Origin of the sequence: Chryseobacterium daecheongense, from assembly GCF_003729955.1 — a bacterium.
Classification (GTDB): domain Bacteria; phylum Bacteroidota; class Bacteroidia; order Flavobacteriales; family Weeksellaceae; genus Chryseobacterium; species Chryseobacterium daecheongense.
In genome coordinates, this window is sequence record NZ_RJTX01000003.1 from 111450 (window position 1) to 134997 (window position 23548).

A 23548-nucleotide genomic window follows, 5' to 3' on the forward strand; every position below is an offset into this window, starting at 1 on the left:
TAAATTTGCACCAAAATTTTATTAAAAATGGAGAAAGTGAGAGTACGTTTTGCTCCAAGTCCTACAGGACCTTTGCATTTGGGAGGCGTAAGAACCGCATTATATGATTATCTTTTTGCTAAAAACCAAGGCGGTGAATTTGTATTGAGAATTGAAGATACAGACACGGCAAGATATGTGGAAGGAGCTGAAGAATATATTGAAGAAGCCTTGGAATGGTGCGGCATTATTCCGGATGAAAGCCCTACAAAGGGAGGAAAATTTGCTCCTTACAGACAATCCGAAAGAAGAGACATCTATGACAGATATACTGAGCAAATCTTAAAAACGGATTATGCGTATCTTGCTTTTGATACTCCTGAAGAATTAGATGCCATCCGTGCAGAATATGAAGCAAAAGGAGATGTCTTCTCTTATGACAACAGATCCAGAAACCGTTTGAGAAATAGCCTCGCCCTTTCCGAAGAAGAGGTTAAGAAACTTTTGGATGAAAAAACTCCATACGTTGTAAGATTTAAAATGCCGGTTGACAGAACCTTAAATCTTGAAGATATCATCCGTGGAAAATTCTCTGTGAACACCAATACTTTAGATGATAAAGTTTTGGTAAAAAACGACGGAATGCCAACGTACCATTTCGCCAACATCATTGATGATCATGAAATGGAAATCTCTCACGTGATCCGTGGAGAAGAATGGCTCCCTTCTTTAGGACTACATACTTTATTATATGAAGCGATGGGCTGGGAAGCACCACAATTTGCCCACCTTTCTCTGATCCTGAAACCCGAAGGAAAAGGAAAATTAAGCAAAAGAGATGGTGATAAATTCGGATTCCCTGTATTTCCATTGGATTTCAAAGATCCTGCAACAGGAATTGTTTCTAAAGGATACAGAGAAAATGGATATCTTCCGGAAGCTTTCATTAATATGGTAGCATTATTGGGATGGTCTCCTGCTGACGATAAGGAAATCCTTTCTATTGATGAAATGGCCAAAGAATTCGATCTCCATAAAGTGCATAAAGCCGGAGCAAGATTCAGTAAGGAAAAGGCAGAATGGTTCAACCATCAGTATATTCAAATGAAGTCTGATGAAGAATTGCTGCAGATTTTGAAAAACTCTGATCTTGATTTATCAGGTGTTGCAGATGAAAAGCTTTTAAAAGTGATTCATTTAATGAAAGAAAGAGCAACATTCCCAAAAGACATCTATGATAACGGTAAATTTTTCTTTGAAGCACCAACCTCTTACGATGAAAAAGCCGCTAAAAAAGCCTGGAATGAAGAAACTTCCTCTATTTTAGGTGAACTGGCTTCCACATTGGAAACTGCAGATTTCCAAGCAGAAGCATTGAAACAAACGGTTCATGATTTTGCGGAGAATAAAGGATTGGGAATGGGGAAAGTAATGATGCCGCTTCGTTTATCTTTAGTGGGCGAGCTGAAAGGACCGGACGTTCCGGACATTTTGGAAATCGTTGGAAAAGAAGAAAGTATAACGAGAATACATAATGCTATAAATAATTTTAAATAAGGTTTCATTAATTTTTCATAAATTTGAAAGATTTAATTTACTTCAAGAAATGGAATATTTAAGTTTCGAACTTCCTATCAAAGAATTAATGGATCAATACCAGACATGTTCTTTAGTAGGAGAAGAAAGTGGTGTTGATGTAAAATTAGCATGCAGCCAGATAGAGGACAAGATTGTAGAAAAGAAAAAAGAGATCTATGGAAATCTTACCCCTTGGCAAAGAGTACAATTATCTCGTCACCCGGACCGTCCATATACTTTGGACTACATCAATGGAATGGTGGACAAAGGCAGCTTCTTAGAACTTCACGGAGACAGAAATTTTGCTGATGACCCGGCAATGATCGGCGGTTTAGCCACTCTTGACGGTCAGAAAGTAATGATCATAGGAACTCAAAAAGGGAGAACAACCAAAGAAAGACAACACAGAAGATTCGGGATGCCGAATCCTGAAGGATATAGAAAAGCTTTAAGATTAATGAAGCTTGCTGAAAAATTCAATATTCCTGTGATCACTTTGGTAGACACACCGGGAGCATACCCTGGATTGGAAGCTGAAGAAAGAGGACAAGGGGAAGCAATTGCAAGAAACATTTTCGAAATGGTTCAGCTTAAAACCCCAATCTTTACCTATATTATTGGAGAAGGAGCCAGTGGTGGGGCATTAGGAATTGGTGTAGGAAACAAAGTATACATGTTGGAAAACACTTGGTACACTGTAATTGCACCGGAAAGCTGCTCTTCTATCTTATGGAGAAACTGGGATCATAAAGAAGATGCAGCCAATGCATTGAACCTGACTCCGAAAGATGCCTTAAGAGAAAAGTTCATTGATGGAATTATCGAAGAACCACTTGGTGGGGCTCATTATGATCCGGAAACGGCTTATCTGAATCTTAAAAATTCGATTTTACAAAATATCAAGGCCTTCTCTAAATTCACAGGGCAGGAACTTGAAACCCAAAGACAAGAGAAATTTATTGCAATGGGGCAATTTAAAGGATAAAATAAAAAACGGTTAAGAAATATCTTAACCGTTTTTTTTATTATTACTTTTATTTAATCTTCACTTACATTCAATTCAATTTCAATATCCTTATTGATTTTCTTTAGTGAAGAATATTTGGCGTCGCAAACCATGGTTGTTAAAATATATTCCCCTTTATCAATCAGAATAAAATTTTGTCCTTTAGCAGGAACATCCAGATTGTAGTATTTTTTACCGCTTATTTTAACGATCAGATTACATTTTGATCTGTTCTTAATATTAATATAAGCTTCTTTATCCATCGGATCATTATTAAAAATATGCGTCAGCATGGCTGCCGTTCTTTTATTTTTTTCACTGGGCTCCGATTTTTTGCTTACGGTTCCTACACTTGCATAATTGACTGTTCTTTCCGGAGTCGCGCTTTTTGTATTAGAAGCCAGCGTTTTAGAATTATTCAGTTCATTATTATTAACCATTTTCTCCACTTCTTTTTTACTCATCGGAGTGATGGTAGGTTTTGCTTCCGGAGAATTATCTGCCATGATAATTTCCATTAGTTTTCTCTTAAAATAGTCGGTTTTAGGGTGATTCGGATTCTGTTTCAAAAATCCGGCGATCACTCTTGCTTCCTTACTACTTTCTGCATCTGTTTCCGTGTAGATAATCATTGTTTCTTTTTCTACCACGGCTTTTGACTTGGCTTTTTTCTTTTTTTGAGAAAAACCGAGGCAAAATATGCATAAAAATATGAGAAGAAATATTTTTTTCATTAACTAAACATTAAAAAATTTATTAAACAACTAAATAACGTAAAAAGTCATTTTTTAGTTTATCATTAAAATCATTATCTTTGCACTGCTCAAAAATAAACTAAAAATCAATACCACGTTTTAAATAAAAAAAATAATAAATATTATGTCTTATACACCAGCTGCTGCAGACGTAGCAAAATTAAGAAACACAACAGGTGCAGGTATGATGGACTGCAAAAAAGCTTTAGTTGAAGCTGAAGGAGATTTCGAAAAAGCAATCGAGATCCTTAGAAAAAAAGGACAGAAAGTTGCTGCGAACAGAGCTGACAGAGAATCTACTGAAGGTGCAGTTATCGCTAGAGTAAACGAAGATAACACTTTAGGAGCTATCATCTCTTTAAATTGTGAAACTGACTTCGTTGCTAAAAACGAAGCGTTCATCGAGTTAGCTTATGAATTAGCTGAAATGGCTATTTTTGCTGCTAACAAAGAAGAACTTTTAGCTACTGACTTCCACGGAATCACTGTTGCTGAAAAATTAGTTGAGCAAACTGGAGTTATCGGTGAGAAAATCGAGATCGGTGCTTTCGAAAGAATCGAAGGTCCATTCTTAGGAGCTTATATCCACGCTGGAAACAAAATCGCTGCTATCACAGCTCTTTCTGCTAGAGTAGATGGTGCTGATGAGGCTGCTAAAGCTGTTTCTATGCAGGTTGCTGCTATGAACCCAATTGCTCTTGATGAAACTGCTGTTTCTCAGGAAACTATCGATAAAGAATTAGAAATCGAAAGAGAACTTTTAACTAAAGAAGGAAAACCTGCTAACATCATCGAGAACATCTTGAAAGGTAAAATGCAGAAATTCTACAAAGAGAACACTTTGGTACACCAGGCTTTCATCAAAGACGGAAACCAATCTGTTGCTGACTACGTAAAATCTGTAAACGGAGATCTTAAAGTTACAGGATTTATCAGAGTAAGCTTAGCTTAATCAAATAATTATCCAATATATAAAAATCCCGGCGAATATTTTTCCCGGGATTTTTTGCGTTCAACAATCACCCATTTCATAATTCACATATATATAAATATCAAGATTTTTGAATATTAATTTTATGTGAATAAACTTTAGGGATATCACAATGTAAGTGTTTCATAATTATCTTCTCAATTTTTATATAAAAGTTTGATTATTAATGCTTAAATTTGCTCCCCTTTATAAGAACGCATGAAAAAAATTCTATCAATTGTTTTTACAGTTTTTTATTTATTCGTTAATGCTCAATTAGATACAGACCATTGGTTTGCACCGATGGCCGCAAGATCAGGAACCAATGGGCTTGAAAGTTATCTATATCTATCTACTAATGAAACGACACCATTTTCGGTGCAGATTTATAACAATAATACTTTATTTACAACGGTACAGGTTTCTAAAGGAAATCCTGCTCAGGTAAGCATTCCGAGTGATTTCATGCTGGCTACGATACAGTCCGATCTGTTTACACCCAACACTATGGGGCTATATGTAAAAGGTCCGAAAAAGTTTTTTGCCAATTACAGATTTTCAGTTACCAATCATGCCGAAATCATTACTTCTAAAGGGTTAGCCGGGCTTGGAACCACTTTTTATGCAGCAATGGCACCTATTACTGGCACTGCACTTTATGTGAATTCAATGATCGGAATTACAGCTACTGAAGATAATACCTCCGTTGTTGTTTCAGACTATAATCCGAACGTTATTTTCTCTGACGGGACCTCCTCTCCTACTAAAACATTTACCCTAAATAAGGGACAATCATACATCATAGATGCGATAAGTACAGATAGCTTTAATAATCTTGACGGATTAGTCGGTGCTAAGATCGTAGCAACAAAACCTATTTCGGTAACTAATGGAAACTTCAATGGAATTTATACCAATCTGAATCTTACCAACAATGATATCCTGATGGATCAGGCTGTTCCCGTAGAAAGATTAGGGAAAGACTTCGTCGTAGTAAAAGGAAAAGGATCTGTTTCTTCAGAAATGGAGCGGGCGCTTATTATTGCAACAGAAGACAATACTCCTATTACCATTAATGGTGTAGCTACAGGAACCACTCTCAATGCGGGAGAATATTATATGGTGCCGAGTTCCAGCTATATCAATCAAGGAAACGGGCATTATAATATGAGCATTTCTTCCACTAAAAATATTTATGTTTATCAGTTATTAGCTGGAGTTTCCGGAGGAAATGAATATCCGACAGGTGGATTTAATTTTATTCCGCCTTTAAGTTGTTTCATGCCTAATAAAATTGATGAAATAGGATATATCAATACCATCGGATCCCAGACATTCAATACAAAACTGAATATCATTACTCAAACCGGAGCAGCGGTCACATTAAACGGAACCCCTATTTCGGCAACCGACGGACCTTATCCCGTAACGGGGAATCCGAATTGGGTTAGTTATTCTGTTGCGAATGTTTCCGGAAATATCACGGTAAATTCTACTAAATCCGTTACAGCAGGGATTGCAGCAGGAAGCGGTGCAGTAGGTTATGGAGGCTATTTTGCAGGATTCTCTTCTGTTCCGGCTATTTCCAAAACCGGAGACTGTTACACAGGAGTATTGCTTCAGGTAGATAATACATATGATGCCTATCAATGGTATTTAAATGGGAACCCAATTCCGGGAGCAACTTCATATTCTATCAATCCAGAATTATATGGAACTGGAACTTATACTTGTTTAATTACCAAAAACAATTGTGAATCCAAGCTTACCAATCCTTATAATTATACATTATGTCCTCCTATTACAACCACTACTTTTAATATTGGTTCATGTAATACCAAAGTGATTTCTCCGGTTTTCACTGCATCAGCACAAACCATTGTTCCCTCTCATACTAGCATTATCGCACCTCCTTCTTCAGGAACAGCCACTGTAAATCCAACAACAGGACAAATTACCTATACTCCGAATACAGGACTTACTGCAGATACTACAGATTCTTTTGTATACTATGTGGAAGGAAATGGTAATCCTGCTGATTTTGAATATTTTAAAATCATTGTCAATATTGATGTTTTACAGGTAAACAATGCCTCTTTAACATCTTGTACTGATGCTAACGGTAATGGAACATTTAACTTGACCAACGCAGTTGTTACTTCTGATACCGGAACTACTGTAACTTATTTTACCAATTCCAATCTAACCGGACAGATTACTGCTCCGGCTACTTATACTGGTCCGGCAGGAACCGTATATGCGAATGTAACCTCGTCGCTCGGGTGTTCTAAAATAGCTCAGATAACATTAACGACCAATCCGGCACCTAACATTAACATCAATAATTTTAATGCTAATCTTTGTGATGATAATTTTGATGGAATTATTAACGTTAATTTTGCAAGCATTACTCCACAGATCGTAAATAACTCTACGAGCTTTAACGTAAGATATTATCTTGTGCAAGCAGATGCCAATGCAGGAAATAATAATACATTACCTGTTAACTGGACTTATACAGCCAATACTACGGTTTATGTAAGAGTAGATCCGGCTGTTCCTAATGAATGTCCTACTGTTTTTGGCCAGATCAATTTCAAAATCGGAAACAAAATTACTTTATTGAGCAGCAATGTAAGTGTAAATGTCTGTGATAATGATATTAACGGTTCAGAAAATATCAACCTTAATGATTATAAAGGTCTTTTCACTGCCGATCCTAATGTAACATTAACTTTTTATACCACATTGGCCAATGCACAGACCACAACCAATGCAATCCCCGCTACACAAATTTTACAGACAACCAACACTTATTATGTAAGATTTGTGAGTCCTACGGAATGTCCAAATACCGGAGTTTTAACATTAACTTTAAAATCTCCTAAAAAATCTGATATTCTGCATGATCAGGTGGTATGTCCGGGTGAAAAAGTAACACTTGACCCTGGAGCAGGGTTTACTTCATATTTATGGAGTACAGGAGCTACAACACAAACCATATTAGTGGGAGCAGGAAGTTATTATGTAGATTTAGGATTCAACGGATGTGTGTACCGTCAGCATGTGAATGTAACTGTTGCCCAAAGTCCTACCATTACCAGTATTGAAACATCGGGCGCCAATGCTACCATTCATGTTTCCGGAGGAACTCCTCCTCATCAATATTCTTTGAATGGAATTGATTATCAACCTTCTAACCTCTTTATAGGTCTTCCAAGAGGAATTCATAAAGTATATGTCTTGGGAGCTGATGGGTGCATACCTGTTACTAAAGAATTTTTGATTTTAAATCTTATCAATGCCATCACCCCTAATGGCGACGGCATCAATGATGTTTTAAATTATTCTGATTTAAGAATTAAACAGAATGTCAGTATAGAGGTCGTTGACCGATACGGAGCTCCCGTTTACAGGTCTTCTGATAAAAACTATACATGGGATGGAAAGTCAGGAGGAAGAAGTCTTCCTACTGGAACTTACTGGTATCTTTTGAAGTGGACAGAGCCTGACACCAAATTACCAGTTTCATATTCCGGCTGGCTTTTAATTAAGAATAGAGAGTGATTTTTTAATTTTCTTTATAATTTATTAAGAATATTTCAAATATTATTTTAATTTTGTAGAAATCCTAATTCCACACTTATGAAAAGATTTCTACTTAGTTTAGTATTAGTTTTTTTAACAATTAATACGCTCTTTGCTCAAAGGGATACAGAACATTGGATAGCGCCGTACTATACGACCGCAGGTTCATATACCAATACCATCTATCTGTCTACAGATTCTACTGTTCCGTTTGATGTAAAGATTTATACCAACAACAATCCAACCCCTCTTACTACGCTTACTATTAGTAAAGGAGACCCGAAGACTTATACAGTTACCGCTACTGATATTGCAGGAACTGCAACTGCAGATGCATTCCAAGTAATCGGTAAAGGTTTATATCTTAAAGCAGATAAGCCTTTTTACTGCAGCTTAAGAATGGCTAATGGCTCTCACGGTGAGATTGTAACAAGTAAAGGAAAAGCTGGTATTGGTAAGACTTTTCACGTTGCAGCAAGCCCTAACTCTCCAGGAACAGGTTATAATTTTACAGCAGGGGTTCTGGCAACAGAAGATAATACTACTGTAACCGTATCATGGGCAACTCCGGGAATAGTATTCGTTGGAGGAACTCCTACAGGAAACACCCACACCTTTGTATTAAATAAAGGTAAATCATTTCTTTTAACAGGAAGTACTGCTACAGCAGCTAACTCTACAGGGTTTATCGGAGCAAAAATTGTATCGGACAAACCCATAACCTTAACAAACGGAAGCGTTAATGGTAACTTTGGAGCCGGAGGTTCTTCAGGTTCGGATGCCATTCTGGATCAGGCGGTTCCGGTTGACCGACTTGGAAATACTTTTGCTATGGTAAAAACCAAGTCGACCGATCCAAGTGAAAACATGGAAGGAGGTCTTATTATTGCAACCGAAGACAACACTCAGATATTTGTAAATGGTTCTACTACCCCTTTAGCTACAATCAATGCCGGACAATGGTACAGAATCAACGAAACCAATTATGTTGAGCAGACGGCAGGAAGCGGCCACTTCAACATGTTTATTTCTACTTCAAAGAATGTATACTTATACCAATTAGTAGGTGTAGGAACTGAAAATAACACTGGAGGATTCAACTATATTCCACCATTGAACTGTTTCTTACCTAGAAAAATTGATGAGATAGGAAAGATTAATGAAATGCCTGGTTCTACCGGAGCCATTAATTTAAAATTAAATGTCGTTACCGAAACCGGTGCTACCGTTTTGGTAAATGGTATCCCTCCGACAGCAGCTCAGGGACCTTATCCATTAACAGGTAATACCCTATGGCAAACCTATGAAATTCCAATACCAGCAGCACCGATCGCCAATCTTACCATTACTTCTACAAAAGCAGTAACAGCGGGGATCAACGGAGGATATAGTACTGCCGGTTACGGAGGTTATTTTGCAGGTTTCTCTTCCATTCCTGTAATTGCTAAGAAAACAGGAGAATGTGTTCCTGGAATTATATTAGAAGTAGACGATGGTTATGATACATATCAATGGCAATTGAATGGCGCTGCTATTCCTGGTGCTACATCTTCTACCTATTCTCCTACACAAGCCGGTAACTATACGGTGAAGGTGACTATGGGATCATGTCAGGCTGCAGTAACACCAATTTACAAAGTGTATACTTGTTTAAAAAAGACAACTACTGCATTGAACATTTGTGCTACTAAAGTTATCACACCGACATTCTCATCTTCTACACAAACTCCGGTAGCAAGTACTGTAACAATACTTACACCACCAGCACATGGTACTGCAACTTTAAATCCGGTAACAGGTGCTATTACTTACGTTCCTAATGCCAACTATTTAGGTTCTGATCAAATCGTTTATCAGTTCTGTGGTAATGCTGCCGAGTTTATTGACTGCGAACAGGTCACTTTAAATCTTACAGTAGTTCCTTTTGTGGTAAAAGATGCGGTAATAAAAGCTTGTCAATATGACAATGATCCTGCTGCTCTGTTTGATCTTACATCAGCAAATATTATTACCCCTGTACCAGGAGTAACTATTATCAAAAAATATTACCCTAGCATGATTGACCTGAACGCAGGAAGCAATCAGATTATGGATCCGGAACATTATGCTTCAGCAGGTGGTTTCGTATATGTAAAAGTAACAACCAATGAAGGATGTTCTGCTATATCAAAAATTGAATTGATAGCACTTCCTATCAAAAAGTCTCCTCTTCTTGTTGATCAGTATATCTGTATTGAAGACAGAACAACTCTGAATGCAGGACCTGGCTATAACTCATATGAATGGAACACAGGGGCTACAACACCTTCTATCCAGGGAGTTGGAGTTGGAGAATATTGGGTTATTCTTGAAAACAACGGATGTTCTATTAAACAATTTGTACGTGTAAGAAAATCTCAGGATCCTGTGATCACAGAAATCCAGATTACAAATAACTCAGCAACTGTTATCGTAAGTGGAGGCAAAGCTCCATACAAATATGCCGTAGACGGAACAACCAATTGGCAAGATTCCAATATATTCAATAATCTTTCCAGAGGTCAGCATACATTCTATGTAAAAGATGCTTACGATTGTACCCCTATCTCAGTTGAAATCACTGTACCAAATCTTATTAACGCCATCACTCCAAACGGAGACAATGTAAATGATTATATTGATTACAGCGAACTATCTTATAAGAATGATCTTAGCTTTATGATCTATGACAGATACGGGAATAAGGTATTTACCGGTGACAAATTCAACAATTATAAATGGGATGGAAGACATTCTAACAAAAAGATTTTAACTGGAACGTATTGGTACCATATTAACTGGACTGAGCCAAATGCAGAAAAGACCCCAATCAAGTACACTGGTTGGATACTGGTTAAGAACAGAGAATAAACTTTTTTAAAAAAATTACAAACCACGATAATAAAAATCGTGGTTTTTTGTTTTATTAATACTTTTCAATGTTTTTTTTGAGAATTATTTTTAACGTTATATTAAATATTCTAGTATTTTTGCATAAATCCTAAATTCCACGCTTATGAAAAAATTTCTACTCTCTTTTGTATTAATTTTATTATCATGCAGCACATTATTCGCCCAAAGAGATACAGATCACTGGTTTGCACCATATTTTGCATCTACCACAGGCTATAATCATGCGTTGTATTTTTCTACAGATTCCACGACACCTTTTGAGGTGAAGATTTACAGCAACAATACTCAAATCGGAGCTGTAACGATTAGTAAAGGAGCGCCACAATCATTCACTTTGGGAGGAGCCTTTATTCAAACTACCGCCGCTTCAAGTGCAGCAGTTCCTGCCAATATAGGAGTTTACACTAAAGGGGATAAACCTTATTTCTGTAGTTTGAGGATCGCTCAAAGTGCGCATGGTGAGATTGTGACAAGTAAAGGAAAGGCCGGAATCGGAACTAAGTTCTACGCTGCCGCTACTCCTTTGATGTATAGTTCAACTGCCAATAACTTCACTACCGGAATTATGGCAACTGAAGATAATACGACTGTTACGGTTTCAGGATATGATCCGAACGTACAGTTCATCAATGTATCTACTCCAACTCCATTAACTCTTACTGTAAATTTAAATAAAGGGCAGTCCTATATTTTAGCAGGTTTAGCAAACATTGTGGCCAACCAGACAGGGTTCATAGGGGCTAAGATTGAATCTAATAAACCGATTTCCGTTACCAATGGTAATGCTAACGGATTTTATGCGACGGGTACTAATGATGGTTCCGACCTTATCATGGACCAATCCGTACCTACCGATCGTCTTGGGAATGAGTTTGCTATGGTAAAGAGTATTTCCACCAGTACAGCTAATATGGAAGGAGGAATTATTGTAGCAACAGATAATAATACTGAAATTTATATTAATAATGGTACCACTCCTGTTGCAACCATCAATGAAGGAGATTATTACAGAATTTTAGCAAATGCTTATGCTACACAAACAGGGGGACATTCCAACATGTATATCCGTACGACTAAGAATGTATATTTATATCAATTAATTGGCGCAGGATCTGCTAATAACACAGGAGGCTATAACTATATACCACCATTGAACTGTTTCTTACCAAGAAAAATTGATGAAATCGGTAAGATCAATGAAATGCCTACCATTACATCAGCTATAACATTAAAACTTAATATTTTAACAGAAGCAGGTGCTGCTGTAACCGTGAATGGTGTAACGCCTACTGCTGCACAGGGACCTTTCCCACTTACCGGAAACAACCAATGGGTAACTTATGCTATCCAGGGAATTACCGGGAATGTTGCCGTTACATCCACTAAAGCTGTAACAGCAGGTGTAAATGGAGGATATAGTACAGCCGGTTATGGTGGTTATTTTGCAGGTTTCTCATCTATCCCATTAATTTCTAAGCAAACAGGAGATTGCATTCCTGGTATCGTATTAGAAGTGGATGATAGTTATGATACATACCAATGGTTCTTGAATGGTAACCCTATTCCTGGAGCTACAAGTAACTCTTATACTCCTACTCAGGCAGGTAATTATACGGCAAGAATTACAGTAGGAAGCTGTCCTCCAGCCATAACACCTGTATATAAAGTGTTCACTTGCTTATTTGAAAGTACAAAATCACTTACAGTTTGTGAAGGCTACCAGACAATTGTTCCTGAGTTTAGCAGCTCTACTCAAACTTATGTTCCGGGAACTGTAACTATTGTAACGCCTCCAACCAATGGTACAGCAACATTAGATCCGGTAACCGGAGCGATCAACTATACTCCAAACTTTGGATATTTTGGTCCGGATTCAATGGTGTATAAATTCTGCGGCAATGCCCCTGAATTTATCGACTGTGAAAAAGTCACTTTAAATTTAACAGTTTCTAAAAGTCCTGTTGTTAATAATGCAAATTTAAGATCTTGTTTTATTGAATCTAATCCTGCAACAGCGTTATTTAATCTTACGGTAGCTACAGTAACTTCAGAAACCGGAGTTACCAAAGAATATTATCCGTCTCCTACCGATGCGGTAAATGGAACAAACCAGATAACAAACCCTAATAATTATATTGCTCCTACAGGTGTTGCGTATGTAAAAGTTATCAACGCTAACGGATGTTATAAAGTAGCAGAAATTACCCTTACCGTTTTGCCTCCTGTGAAATCTGCTGTATTGGAGGATAAAATCATCTGTATGGAAGATAAAACGACATTAGATGCAGGACCAGGATTTGTATCTTACTTATGGAGTACTGGAGCAACCACACAGTCTATTAACAACGTAGGTGTTGGAACTTATTGGGTTAAATTAAAAACAGGAGAGTGTTTCACTACTCAGACTGTAAAAGTTTATCCTGCAGAACAACCTGTTATTTCAAACATTGATATTTCAAATACTACTGTAACGGTAACTGTGGTTGGAGGAACTGCTCCTTATAAATATTCAATTGATAATATCAACTGGCAAGACTCCAATGTGTTTACAGATGTAGCGAGAGGTGATGTCAAAGTATATGTAAAAGATGCTTATGACTGTGAGCCAATAGATGTGGCAATTACAATTCCTAACTTGATCAACGTAATCACTCCAAACGAAGACGGAATTAATGATTTTGTGGATTATTCCGCATTAGCAACTAAGAATAATTTAGTATTCAATATCTTCGACAGATACGGAAGCAAAATTTACCAGGCTGATAAATCCAACGGCTATAAGTGGAACGGAACTTCAAACGGAACCAAGAGAGTACAAACAGGTAACTATTGGTTTGAAATCGGATGGAATGAACCGAACAGCAAACAAACGCCAATTAAATTCACTGGTTGGATATTAGTGAAAAACAGAGAATAATCCTCTTATTAATATTTTATAAAAAACCACGATTTCCCAATCGTGGTTTTTTTATTATTTTTTCAAGCAATTAATACTTTTTATTATTAAATTTGTGATAAAAGCCAGTCCTAAATGAAGAAAATTCTATCTTTTCTATTTATACTTTTTATTTTCACCTCCACTTTTGCACAATTGGACCGTGAGCACTGGTTTGCCCCGATGGTAGACAGAACCAATAACCCCAATCCTTATCAGAGACTTTATTTATCGACTAACAGGACAACTCCTTTTGCAGTAAGCATTTATAATAATAACACCCTGATTGGAAACATAATCATCAGTAAGAATAATCCCCAGAAATTTGATGTATTAAGAGACTATATCATTACCACACAACAAGCGGATTTATTTACCCCAACATCCAAGGGACTTTATCTGAAGGCGGAATTCCCATTTTATGCCAATTTAAGATTTTCGGTATTCAACCACGCAGAAATTATTACCTCGAAAGGGATTCCATCCACCGGAAAAAATTTCTATGCTGCTCATGCCCCAATTACAGTTAGCAACGGCATCCTCAATTTTATGTCAAGTATTTTGGCAACAGAAGACAATACCACGATAACCGTTTCAGGATATAAACCTACCGTTCAGTTTTCTAATGGAACAACCGGGGCAACCAACCCAACAATGACCTTTACTTTAAATAAAGGCCAATCTTATATTATTGATGGAATAGGAAATATCACAGGAAATTTTGACGGTTTTATCGGAGCTAAAATCACGGCAAATAAACCCGTTAATATCACCAACGGAAATTTCAATGGCCAATATGCGGGAAATTTTGCTACAAGCTCTGATATCCTGATGGATCAGGCTGTTCCCGTTGAAAGGTTGGGAACTGAATTTGCTCTGGTAAAAGGAAATGGCAATATAGGCTCCAATATGGAAGGAGCATTAGTAATTGCCACAGAAGATAATACTCAGATTTTTGTCAATAATGAAATCCCACCCATTGCTACTTTAAATACAGGCCAATATTTTGTAGTTCCTGATACCAAATTTATTCTGCAGGGAACTACAGGACATTATAATCTGTACATGAAGACCTCTAAAAATGCATATGTGTACCAGATGCTTGCAGGGGCTGCAACAACAGGAAATGAAGTGGCCACTGGAGGATTCAATTTTATACCTGCCCTTAACTGTTATTTACCTAAACAAATCAATGAACTCGGATTTATTGATGAAAATTTCGTTCATTCTAATAACAACCCTTCCGGGATCTTAAATATTCCTACAAAACTCAATCTTATTACTGAAAAAGGAGCTATTGTTACCGTAAATGGTGCTGTTCCTCCAGCAGCTACTGGACCTTTCAATATGACCGGAACCAACAATTGGGTGACCTATGGAATTCCAAACGTATCCGGAAACATCACCGTTGTTTCAAGTAAGGCTATTACCGCGGGAATCAATGCAGGAAGTGACGCGGTGGGATATGGAGGTTTTTTTGCCGGCTTCCCCACTCAGCCGGTTATCCTGAAATCAGGTGGAGATTGTGTTCCCGGAATCATACTTACAGTAGATCCCGTGATTTATGATACCTATCAATGGTATGTCAATGGTAACCTAATCCCAGGAGCTACAGGAGCATCATACTCTCCTACTCAGTCAGGTTATTATACTTGTTCAGTAACAATGGGAAGCTGTGCTCCTTTGGTAACGGAACAGTTCAAAGTTTTAAATTGTACAAAACTAAGCACGGCAACTTATAATGTCTGTACTTCACAAACTATTACTCCGACTTTCAGTAGTTCTACTCAGACTCCGGTTCCTTCAACTGTAGCAATTACCACACAACCTACCTTAGGAACCGCTGTTGTAAATCCTACAACCGGAGTAATCACCTATACCGTTACCAATCCCGGAACTACAGGAACAGATACTTTCGTGTATTCGTTCTGTGGAAATAATCCTGATTTCCCGGATTGTGAAACAGTAACAGTAACAATCAATATTCAGTCTATTCCTGTCCAGAATACAACAATCAATGCCTGTAATATTAATGGTCAGGGAACTTTCAATCTGACTACAGCAACTGTTACTACCAGTTCACCTGTTACGATTACTTACTACCCCACCTTAGCAGATGCTCAAACGGAAAATCCGGGTGCATTGATCACTACTCCTACAACATATACTGCTCCGAACGGGACGATTGTTTACGCAGTGGTAAAAAATTCCCTCGGCTGTAAAAGTATTGCCCAGATTACACTTAACTTATATAACCTGGCAATAGTAGTGGATAATTATAATGGTGTTTTCTGTGATGATAATTTAGATGGCACAGTTAATATAGTTTTATCAAGCATTACTCCTATTGTTCTCAACAACCCAACCTATTTTACCAATGTAAGATATTATGCCAACCTAACGGATGCTAATGCAGGAAATGCCAATACACTTCCTAATAACTGGAGCTATACTGCTCCAACAACAATTTATATCCGGGTAGATTCTCCCGACGGATGTGCTGCTGTAATTAAGCCTTTAAATTTTAGCATTGGTGCTAAGATTCCTCTCATTACGAGTTCGGTAACTCAAACTATCTGTGACAATGATCTTGATGGTATCCTTCTAGTTGATTTACTGCAATTCATGAACCAATTTACTACGGATCCTAACGTAACGTTTAGCTTTCATGCCAGTTTAGCTGATGCACAGAATGATATCAACCCTTTAACTAATCCTGTAAGTATTAATACCGCTCAGACTATTTTTGTGAGATTTGAAAAACCGGGGGTCTGTCCGGAAGTAGGCACACTTGGTATTAATATTAAAACACCCAAGAAATCGGATATTCTTACAGACAAGATTATCTGTGCTAAGACCACAACCACTTTAGATGCAGGACCAGGATTCCAAAGTTATTTATGGAGCACGGGAGCTACAACGCCTTCCATTACCAATGTGAGCATTGGAAATTATTGGGTAGACCTTACATTCAACGGTTGCGTTTACAGACAAAATGTAAATGTAACTGAATCTCCTCTTCCTGAGATTATTTCTATCGACATCAATGATTCTACTGTTACTATTGGGGTAAGCGGTGGAACTCCACCATATCAATACTCCTTAGACGGGGTTACATGGCAAAGCTCAGCAGTTTTTTATAATGTTCCAAGAGGAAACCATACTGCTTATGTAAGAGATTCCCAAAACTGTGCTGTTATTGAAAAACGCTTTGTTCTTATCAATTTGATCAATACTATTACGCCTAATGATGACGGACATAATGATGACATTGATTACTCTTCCCTAATGGAAAACACTAACCTGGAATTCCGAATCTTTGACAGATATGGAGCCGAAATTTTCAGAGGTGCTCCATCAAACAGATATACATGGGACGGAAGAGTTGGCGGAAGACATGTTTACACGGCAACTTATTGGTATTTTATAAGCTGGACTGAGTTCGGGACTAATACTACTGTAAAATATACCAGCTGGCTATTGGTGAAAAACAGAAATAATTAGATGATGGGTATACAGATCCATGGAATTATAACATTCATTAACAATTCCGGAAAAAGTTTAATATAACTTTAACCACTTCCAAATATTGTAAATAAGCATAAATTGGGGTATTCTGTGTAATTTTGCCCTATTATATGAAGAAACTTATTACTCTTTTGCTATTGGTTTTTTTGGCAAAGATCAATGCACAATTATACTCCGGCGAAGTATTTCTAAGGGATAATTCCATTTTATACCTAAACCAGGTATATGTAACCAATCTTAATACTCAGAAAACTGTTTTAACGGATTATAACGGGAGCTTTAATATTCAGGCTAATCCGGGGGACATTATCCGCTTTACCTCTATCGTCACCGAAAGGAAAGATATCAAGCTTTCTCCTCAAATGTTCGGAACCCGAAATTTAATTGAATTAAAAATTGCCTATCAGGAAATTCAGGAAATTGTGCTCAGCAGATTTAAACCTACCGGTAACTTGAGATATGATGTTAATTCCTTGAAAAAAGAAGATAAAGGTTTAGCCATTAAAAAAGCAATTGGCTTACCTGAACCTAAAGGCGACGGAACCCCACCTGAGCTTCCTGTTGCAGGCTTAAGAGACGGCGGACTTACCATAAGTATTGAAAGCATCTACGATATTTTATCCGGGGAACGAAAGAAGAAACAGCGTTATGTTGCTTACGAAAGAATGAATAGTTCCATTGCTCAAATTAAAAATTATTTGGGAAAAGATTATTTTCTGAGATTTAAAATTCCGGAAAACCTGATTGATAACTTCCTTCAGTTTGTGTATACCTCAGAAAATATACAACCATATATTCTTTCCGGAAATTTTGAAGCTGTGAAAATTCCGATTGAAAAATATTTGCCAATTTACCAGAAACGACTTAAAAACTCTCATCTTCAGGAAGTTATAAATCAATAATATAAATATAGTGTTTAAAAAAAAGATGTTGTAATTTTTTGCAGTATAATTTCTTTAAAAAAAGTGAAAAATATGTTTTATTTTTATCTCACCTGTGAGTGTTTAAAATAAAAATAAAATAATCTCGTTTAGAGATAAACACTAATAACAAAAAACACAAGTTAGAGAAAAAAACGCTACTTTTTAACTTAGATATTAGTGAATGAAAAAATTAGTTTTACTCTTTAGTGCCGTCTTATTCTTTAATGTTTCTGCCCAGAAAAAGGATAAGGATTACAGTAATATTTTAAAAAGCAAAAACATCTACGAGATCAATGCTTTTTTAAGAGATGCTCATCCCGATGATCCTCGCAGATCTGTGCTTAAGCCAAGAGTGATGGAAATGATGAAAGAATACATTAAAACGGCTCACCCGGCAGATCAAAAGGTAAAACAGATGCAGGAAATGCTGGCTTTGTTAAAAAGAAGACCTTCAACCAAAATCTCTTTTGATGAGATGAATGCCATTATCAAACAAAAGCAGATTGCCAAGTATAAAGCTGAGTTAGCAGCCAAACAATCTACTGTACAGTATACTCCAAGTAATGCACAAAATGTTTTTGTAGCCAATACAGCTGCCACTTCCAATGTTGCCGCTATTCCTGATGCTGAAGCTGAAGAGTTCAATATGCTAATGAGTGTTTCTCCTGTGGAGCACAAAAATAAAACAGTTAAAATTCTAAACTCTTTATTTGATAACGATCCGAACAGTAAAGAATGTATCGTTCTTATTGAGAATAAGTCTGATTGCAATATTATTGTAAGAATGGAAGGAGTAGGAAATACAAAATACAGGCTGGCTGTTCCCGCCCATAATGATAATTCCATTGTAGTGGAAAAAGGAGATTATCTTTTCACAAGCCTTGTTTGCGGTGCTCAGTACGCTTCTCAGAAGACTATCCAAAAACCTCTTATGGTGGCTCTGGGATCTTCCGGGAAATAATTCCCTTCTTGTTGTCGTACGAATAAAAGCAGGAGATTATAGGTAATTTTTTCCTATTTTTGCAGCGTTTTATATCTTACTCATGGGGAAAAATAAATTAGCGAGATTCGCAGAAAATAAATTACTGCCAAACGTTATCCAGCCTACAAGAGAAGAGGCGTTAAGCGGCTTTGAACTTAAAGGAAAATGGAGATCGGAATTCTTTAAAAACGACAATCCTATCGTTCTTGAATTGGGATGTGGAAAAGGAGAATATTCTGTAGGACTTGCTAAAACATTTCCTGAAAAAAACTTTATCGGGATCGATATAAAGGGAGCAAGATTTTGGTTCGGAGCAAAGGAAGCGGTGGAAAATAACATGAACAATGTTGCATTCTTAAGAACACAGATCGAATTGGTTGACTGCTTTTTTGACGAAAATGAAGTGGATGAAATCTGGATTACTTTCCCTGACCCTCAAATCAAATACAAGCGTACCAAACACAGACTGACACACCCTGACTTTTTAAACCGATATAAAAAATTCCTTAAGCCAGGAGGAATCATTCATCTAAAAACAGACTCTGAATTCCTTCATGGATATACGTTGGGTTATCTGCAAGGTGCCGGTTATGAAATTATTACAGCACATCATGATATTTACGGTGCTCCGGAATATGATCCGAATACACCGCATTTAAGAGATATAAAGACCTATTACGAAGAGTTATTCTCTGCAAAAGGGAAAACCATCACTTATATTAAATTTCGAATCAAATAAATAAAAAAACAACAAAAACAATGATGATAAAAGTCCTCTCAACTTCTAAAAACTTTACTAGTTAACAAATAAATTAAGTGAAAGCTTCACTTAAAACAGCATACGGGTTGTAAAATTTTACAACCTGTTTTTTGCATATATTATAAAAACACAAATAAAAATGATTCTTTATTTATTAAAAAACATTATTCATGAAAAAAAGTTCCCTTATTATTTCATTAGTATTCATATTAAATTCATGCAATACCAACACCAATATTTCAAAAAACTCCAAAAACATTCTTGAAAGCAAAGATATTCAAGAAATCGAAAGATTCCTGAAAACCTCCCATCCGGAAGATCCCAGAAGAACGGTTTTAAAACCTAAATTAATCGCGTTGAAAAACCTGGAGTGGACAAAAGGTAAAAAAGATGCCAAGCCAATGGAGGCAAGGCCTGTTATTTCGGAGATTCCCATCAATACTATGAGAAATTCAAATTCAGCAGAAGCGGAAGAATTTAAACATCTTATCACTGCCACATCAAAAGAGCATAAGGAAAAAACAGTAAAACTTCTGAATGCCATGTTTAATGAAGACATCAGCAGCAAAGAAGTGATTATTTTATTTAAAAATCATTCTGATTGTAATTTAGTAGTGAGAATTCATGGAAAAGACTTTTACAATATGGCGGTTCCTGCCAAAGGTGAAAATTTCATGGTGATTAATAAAGGAGCATATGTTTTAACCAGCAATGTTTGTGATGTTTTATACTCTTCGAAAAAAGATATTAAAAAAAGTATTATCTTAACAATTAGCAATCCTGCTCCAATAGGAAACAAAACTATTCTGGGAAAAAAATAAAAAGATCGTATTCCCGTTTAACAAAGTATGAATATGAAAAAGCTACTTCCTTTTTCCTTAGCTATTATTGCATTACTAATGGATAGTTGTGGAAGCATAAACTATAATAAAAAGTATCCGGAGAGAAAGCCCTCTCCCCCATCGGCGAATACAGGGAGCAGAAATACTTCCGCATCACAGGTGGAAAGAGAATATCAGGCTTTAATAAAGACCTATAAGCCGGAAACAGCGGAAGTCCTGACAGATCTGTTGAATGATTCTTCAGACAGCCCAAAAACATCGATTACGGTTGAAAATAATTCCCGTTGTAATATGGTTCTAACTATAAGTGGTACTAATTATTTCAAAAAAATCCCCATTGGGGCCAATAAAATCGGAAGTGCCATGGTTTTGAAAAACCAAAACTACAACTTCTCCGGGATGGTTTGTAATTCGGTGTATCAAAAAACAAAATTCATTACAAGCTCTTATCACATAACACTTTCTAATTAAAAAACTCAGAGAAAAATTTCATAGTCAATACATTTATCAAAGATGTGTGATATAACGAATATTTTGTTACTTTTGAATAACAATCATTAATTACAAAATTAAATACTATGAAAAATTTAAAGAAAGTCTCAAGAAATGAGCTAAGAACAATTAAAGGAGGATATAGAAGCTGCCTAGACGGCTGCAATTTAGAAACCGGAGAAATATGCTGCGGTGGTGTTTGCAGAATCGGGGTAGTATATCAGGATCCGGGTAATCCGGATATTACTTTTGTAAAATGTCCCTAAAATAAGTAAAAACAAAAAACCGCTAAATAAATTTAGCGGTTTTTTTATTTAAAAGAAAATCATTGATTATTCAGCATCGAAATCAGCATCTGTATCAGCAGATACTTTTTCTCCTTCTTCTTTAGATTTTTCTTTATCAGCTTTTCTTTGAGACTGTCCTTCTTTGATAGATTCAGCAACAACGCTTAAAATCATATCGATAGACTTAGAAGCATCATCGTTTCCTGGGATAACGAAGTCTACTTTTCTAGGATCAGAGTTCGTATCAACGATACCAAAAACTGGAATACCTAATTTCTTAGCTTCAGTTACTGCGATGTGTTCTCTTAAGATATCAACTACAAATACAGCAGATGGAAGCCTAACCATGTCAGCGATAGAACCTAAGTTCTTCTCAAGGTTAGCTCTTTGTCTGTCTACCTGAAGTCTTTCTTTTTTAGATAAAGTCTCGAACGTACCATCTTTTTTCATTTTATCGATGGAGTTCATTTTTTTAACAGCCTTTCTGATCGTAACGAAGTTCGTTAACATACCACCTGGCCATCTTTCTGTAATATAAGGCATATTAAGTTCAGAAGCGTGTTTTGCCACTACTTCTTTCGCCTGCTTCTTAGTAGCTACGAAAAGAACTTTTTTACCTGCAGAAGTTAATTTTTCTAAAGCGTTACAAGCTTCATCCAATTTAACTGCTGTTTTATGTAAGTCTACAATGTGAATACCGTTTTTCTCCATAAAAATGTATGGAGCCATATTTGGATTCCACTTTCTCGTCATGTGACCGAAGTGTACACCAGCCTCTAAAAGGTCTTTTACATTTGCTTTTGCCATGTTTTCTGTTTTTGTTAGTTTACTTTCCGTCTTTTAAACAATCAACAACTTCTTTAGATGGGAGAAGCGTTTGGATGCTAAACGTAACGGGCAATTTTTTGCTTTAGGCTCTAGGCATTAAGCTGAAAGCTTCAAGCGGGTTAAAAATTTTAATAAGTTTTTCAAATAGCTTATCGCATATTGCTTTAAGCTTACCGCTATTCTTAACGTTTAGAGAACTGGAATCTCTTTCTTGCTTTCTTCTGACCTGGTTTCTTTCTTTCAACCATTCTAGCGTCTCTTGTAAGTAAACCAGCAGGCTTCAATGCTAATCTGAACTCAGCGTTGATTTCGCATAAAGCTCTTGAAATACCTAATCTGATAGCTTCTGCCTGACCTGTATTTCCACCACCGAATACGTTTACGGTAACGTCATACTGACCAACAGTTTCAGAAAGGATAAACGGTTGGTTCAATTTGTAAACCATAACGTCTGTAGAGAAATATTCCTTAGCATCTTTACCGTTTACTGTAATGTTACCAGTTCCTGGCTTTACATAAACTCTTGCTACAGAAGTTTTTCTTCTTCCGATTTTGTGAACTATAGACATATTAATTATTTAAATTCGTTAACATTAATTGTTTTAGGCTGTTGAGCTTCATGCTTGTGCTCAGTTCCTTCATATAAATAAAGGTTTTTAAGCAATGCAGATCCTAATCTGTTTTTTGGAAGCATTCCTTTTACAGATTTTTCCAATACTTTTAAAGAATCTTTCTTTTGAAGTTCAGCAGCAGTCATAGACTTTTGACCTCCAGGATATCCTGTATGCCAGATGTAAGTCTTGTCAGCCCACTTGTTTCCGGAAAGAGTAACTTTCCCAGCGTTCAAAACGATAACGTTATCACCACAATCTACGTGAGGTGTAAAGTTCGTCTTGTGCTTACCTCTCAAAATCTTTGCAACCGTAGAAGCCAGTCTTCCCAACGGTTGTCCTTCAGCGTCTACCACAACCCATTCTTTATTAGCAGTAGCTTTGTTCGCTGAAACAGTTTTGTAACTTAATGTATTCACACGTTTTAGTTAAAGATTAAACATAATTTTCCCCTAAAAGGGTGTGCAAAGGTATAAATAATTTTTGGAATAGGAAAACATATTTTATTTTATCTCTTGAATCCAGGCTATCTTGCTTGTTTTTAATAGTCTTC

17 protein-coding genes are annotated in these 23548 nt (G+C 36.6%); 13 read left to right on the forward strand and 4 right to left on the reverse strand.

Annotated features, from left to right (window positions below):
• Window positions 1–27: 27 nt before the first annotated feature.
• Window positions 28–1536, forward strand: a complete 1509-nt coding sequence (gltX, locus tag EGI05_RS13085) for a glutamate--tRNA ligase (RefSeq protein ID WP_123263495.1) — start codon at window positions 28–30, stop codon at window positions 1534–1536.
• Window positions 1537–1585: 49 nt separating this feature from the next.
• A complete protein-coding gene (locus EGI05_RS13090) occupies window positions 1586–2542 on the forward strand; it encodes an acetyl-CoA carboxylase carboxyltransferase subunit alpha (RefSeq protein ID WP_123263496.1) in 957 nt (318 codons plus the stop codon).
• Between the two features lie 53 nt (window positions 2543–2595).
• Here EGI05_RS13090 and EGI05_RS13095 read toward each other — a convergent pair whose 3' ends face one another.
• A complete protein-coding gene (locus tag EGI05_RS13095) occupies window positions 2596–3297 on the reverse strand; it encodes a DUF6759 domain-containing protein (protein WP_123263497.1) in 702 nt (233 codons plus the stop codon).
• Between the two features lie 145 nt (window positions 3298–3442).
• Here EGI05_RS13095 and tsf point away from each other — a divergent pair, with 145 nt between their 5' ends.
• The 11 genes from tsf to EGI05_RS13150 all read left to right on the forward strand — a co-directional run bounded on the left by tsf (window position 3443) and on the right by EGI05_RS13150 (window position 21535).
• Entirely contained in the window at window positions 3443–4270 is an 828-nt protein-coding gene (gene tsf, locus EGI05_RS13100; protein WP_123263498.1) for a translation elongation factor Ts, read from the forward strand.
• A 237-nt stretch (window positions 4271–4507) separates the two neighbouring features.
• On the forward strand, window positions 4508–7855 hold the full coding sequence (locus EGI05_RS13105; RefSeq protein WP_123263499.1) for a T9SS type B sorting domain-containing protein: 3348 nt from the start codon (window positions 4508–4510) through the stop codon (window positions 7853–7855).
• Between the two features lie 78 nt (window positions 7856–7933).
• Complete coding sequence (locus EGI05_RS13110) at window positions 7934–10765, forward strand: T9SS type B sorting domain-containing protein (RefSeq protein ID WP_123263500.1); 2832 nt, start codon at window positions 7934–7936, stop codon at window positions 10763–10765.
• Window positions 10766–10910: 145 nt separating this feature from the next.
• Window positions 10911–13724, forward strand: a complete 2814-nt coding sequence (locus EGI05_RS13115) for a T9SS type B sorting domain-containing protein (protein WP_123263501.1) — start codon at window positions 10911–10913, stop codon at window positions 13722–13724.
• 114 nt (window positions 13725–13838) lie between these two features.
• A complete protein-coding gene (locus tag EGI05_RS13120; protein WP_123263502.1) occupies window positions 13839–17246 on the forward strand; it encodes a T9SS type B sorting domain-containing protein in 3408 nt (1135 codons plus the stop codon).
• 134 nt (window positions 17247–17380) lie between these two features.
• The gene (locus EGI05_RS13125; protein ID WP_123263503.1) at window positions 17381–18172 is read left to right on the forward strand and encodes a hypothetical protein; all 792 of its coding nucleotides are present in this window, start codon (window positions 17381–17383) and stop codon (window positions 18170–18172) included.
• A 202-nt stretch (window positions 18173–18374) separates the two neighbouring features.
• Window positions 18375–19154 carry a DUF6759 domain-containing protein gene (locus tag EGI05_RS13130; protein WP_123263504.1) on the forward strand — a complete coding sequence of 260 codons (780 nt, stop codon included), beginning with the start codon at window positions 18375–18377 and terminating at the stop codon, window positions 19152–19154.
• 82 nt (window positions 19155–19236) lie between these two features.
• Window positions 19237–19914 carry a tRNA (guanosine(46)-N7)-methyltransferase TrmB gene (gene trmB / locus EGI05_RS13135; RefSeq protein ID WP_123263505.1) on the forward strand — a complete coding sequence of 226 codons (678 nt, stop codon included), beginning with the start codon at window positions 19237–19239 and terminating at the stop codon, window positions 19912–19914.
• A 191-nt stretch (window positions 19915–20105) separates the two neighbouring features.
• Window positions 20106–20756 (forward strand): DUF6759 domain-containing protein, encoded by a 651-nt coding sequence (locus tag EGI05_RS13140; protein WP_123263506.1) that lies wholly within the window; start codon window positions 20106–20108, stop codon window positions 20754–20756.
• 33 nt (window positions 20757–20789) lie between these two features.
• Window positions 20790–21248: a DUF6759 domain-containing protein gene (locus EGI05_RS13145; protein WP_123263548.1), complete on the forward strand. Its 459-nt coding sequence runs from the start codon at window positions 20790–20792 to the stop codon at window positions 21246–21248.
• A gap of 107 nt (window positions 21249–21355) precedes the next feature.
• The gene (locus tag EGI05_RS13150) at window positions 21356–21535 is read left to right on the forward strand and encodes a bacteriocin-like protein (RefSeq protein WP_123263507.1); all 180 of its coding nucleotides are present in this window, start codon (window positions 21356–21358) and stop codon (window positions 21533–21535) included.
• Between the two features lie 66 nt (window positions 21536–21601).
• Here the strand turns inward: EGI05_RS13150 and rpsB are convergent, their stop codons facing one another.
• The 3 genes from rpsB to rplM form a co-directional block, all read right to left on the reverse strand.
• Entirely contained in the window at window positions 21602–22363 is a 762-nt protein-coding gene (gene rpsB / locus EGI05_RS13155; RefSeq protein ID WP_123263508.1) for a 30S ribosomal protein S2, read from the reverse strand.
• Between the two features lie 203 nt (window positions 22364–22566).
• A complete protein-coding gene (rpsI, locus tag EGI05_RS13160; RefSeq protein ID WP_076443917.1) occupies window positions 22567–22953 on the reverse strand; it encodes a 30S ribosomal protein S9 in 387 nt (128 codons plus the stop codon).
• Between the two features lie 5 nt (window positions 22954–22958).
• On the reverse strand, window positions 22959–23414 hold the full coding sequence (rplM, locus tag EGI05_RS13165; RefSeq protein ID WP_121459797.1) for a 50S ribosomal protein L13: 456 nt from the start codon (window positions 23412–23414) through the stop codon (window positions 22959–22961).
• Between the last annotated feature and the right edge of the window lie 134 nt (window positions 23415–23548).

Coding starts and splice junctions, on each gene's coding strand:
- gltX (WP_123263495.1), top strand. CDS start 28: ATGGAGAAAGTGAGAGTACGTTTTGCTCCAAGTCCTACAGGACCTTTG.
- EGI05_RS13090 (WP_123263496.1), top strand. CDS start 1,586: ATGGAATATTTAAGTTTCGAACTTCCTATCAAAGAATTAATGGATCAA.
- EGI05_RS13095 (WP_123263497.1), bottom strand. CDS start 3,297: ATGAAAAAAATATTTCTTCTCATATTTTTATGCATATTTTGCCTCGGT.
- tsf (WP_123263498.1), top strand. CDS start 3,443: ATGTCTTATACACCAGCTGCTGCAGACGTAGCAAAATTAAGAAACACA.
- EGI05_RS13105 (WP_123263499.1), top strand. CDS start 4,508: ATGAAAAAAATTCTATCAATTGTTTTTACAGTTTTTTATTTATTCGTT.
- EGI05_RS13110 (WP_123263500.1), top strand. CDS start 7,934: ATGAAAAGATTTCTACTTAGTTTAGTATTAGTTTTTTTAACAATTAAT.
- EGI05_RS13115 (WP_123263501.1), top strand. CDS start 10,911: ATGAAAAAATTTCTACTCTCTTTTGTATTAATTTTATTATCATGCAGC.
- EGI05_RS13120 (WP_123263502.1), top strand. CDS start 13,839: ATGAAGAAAATTCTATCTTTTCTATTTATACTTTTTATTTTCACCTCC.
- EGI05_RS13125 (WP_123263503.1), top strand. CDS start 17,381: ATGAAGAAACTTATTACTCTTTTGCTATTGGTTTTTTTGGCAAAGATC.
- EGI05_RS13130 (WP_123263504.1), top strand. CDS start 18,375: ATGAAAAAATTAGTTTTACTCTTTAGTGCCGTCTTATTCTTTAATGTT.
- trmB (WP_123263505.1), top strand. CDS start 19,237: ATGGGGAAAAATAAATTAGCGAGATTCGCAGAAAATAAATTACTGCCA.
- EGI05_RS13140 (WP_123263506.1), top strand. CDS start 20,106: ATGAAAAAAAGTTCCCTTATTATTTCATTAGTATTCATATTAAATTCA.
- EGI05_RS13145 (WP_123263548.1), top strand. CDS start 20,790: ATGAAAAAGCTACTTCCTTTTTCCTTAGCTATTATTGCATTACTAATG.
- EGI05_RS13150 (WP_123263507.1), top strand. CDS start 21,356: ATGAAAAATTTAAAGAAAGTCTCAAGAAATGAGCTAAGAACAATTAAA.
- rpsB (WP_123263508.1), bottom strand. CDS start 22,363: ATGGCAAAAGCAAATGTAAAAGACCTTTTAGAGGCTGGTGTACACTTC.
- rpsI (WP_076443917.1), bottom strand. CDS start 22,953: ATGTCTATAGTTCACAAAATCGGAAGAAGAAAAACTTCTGTAGCAAGA.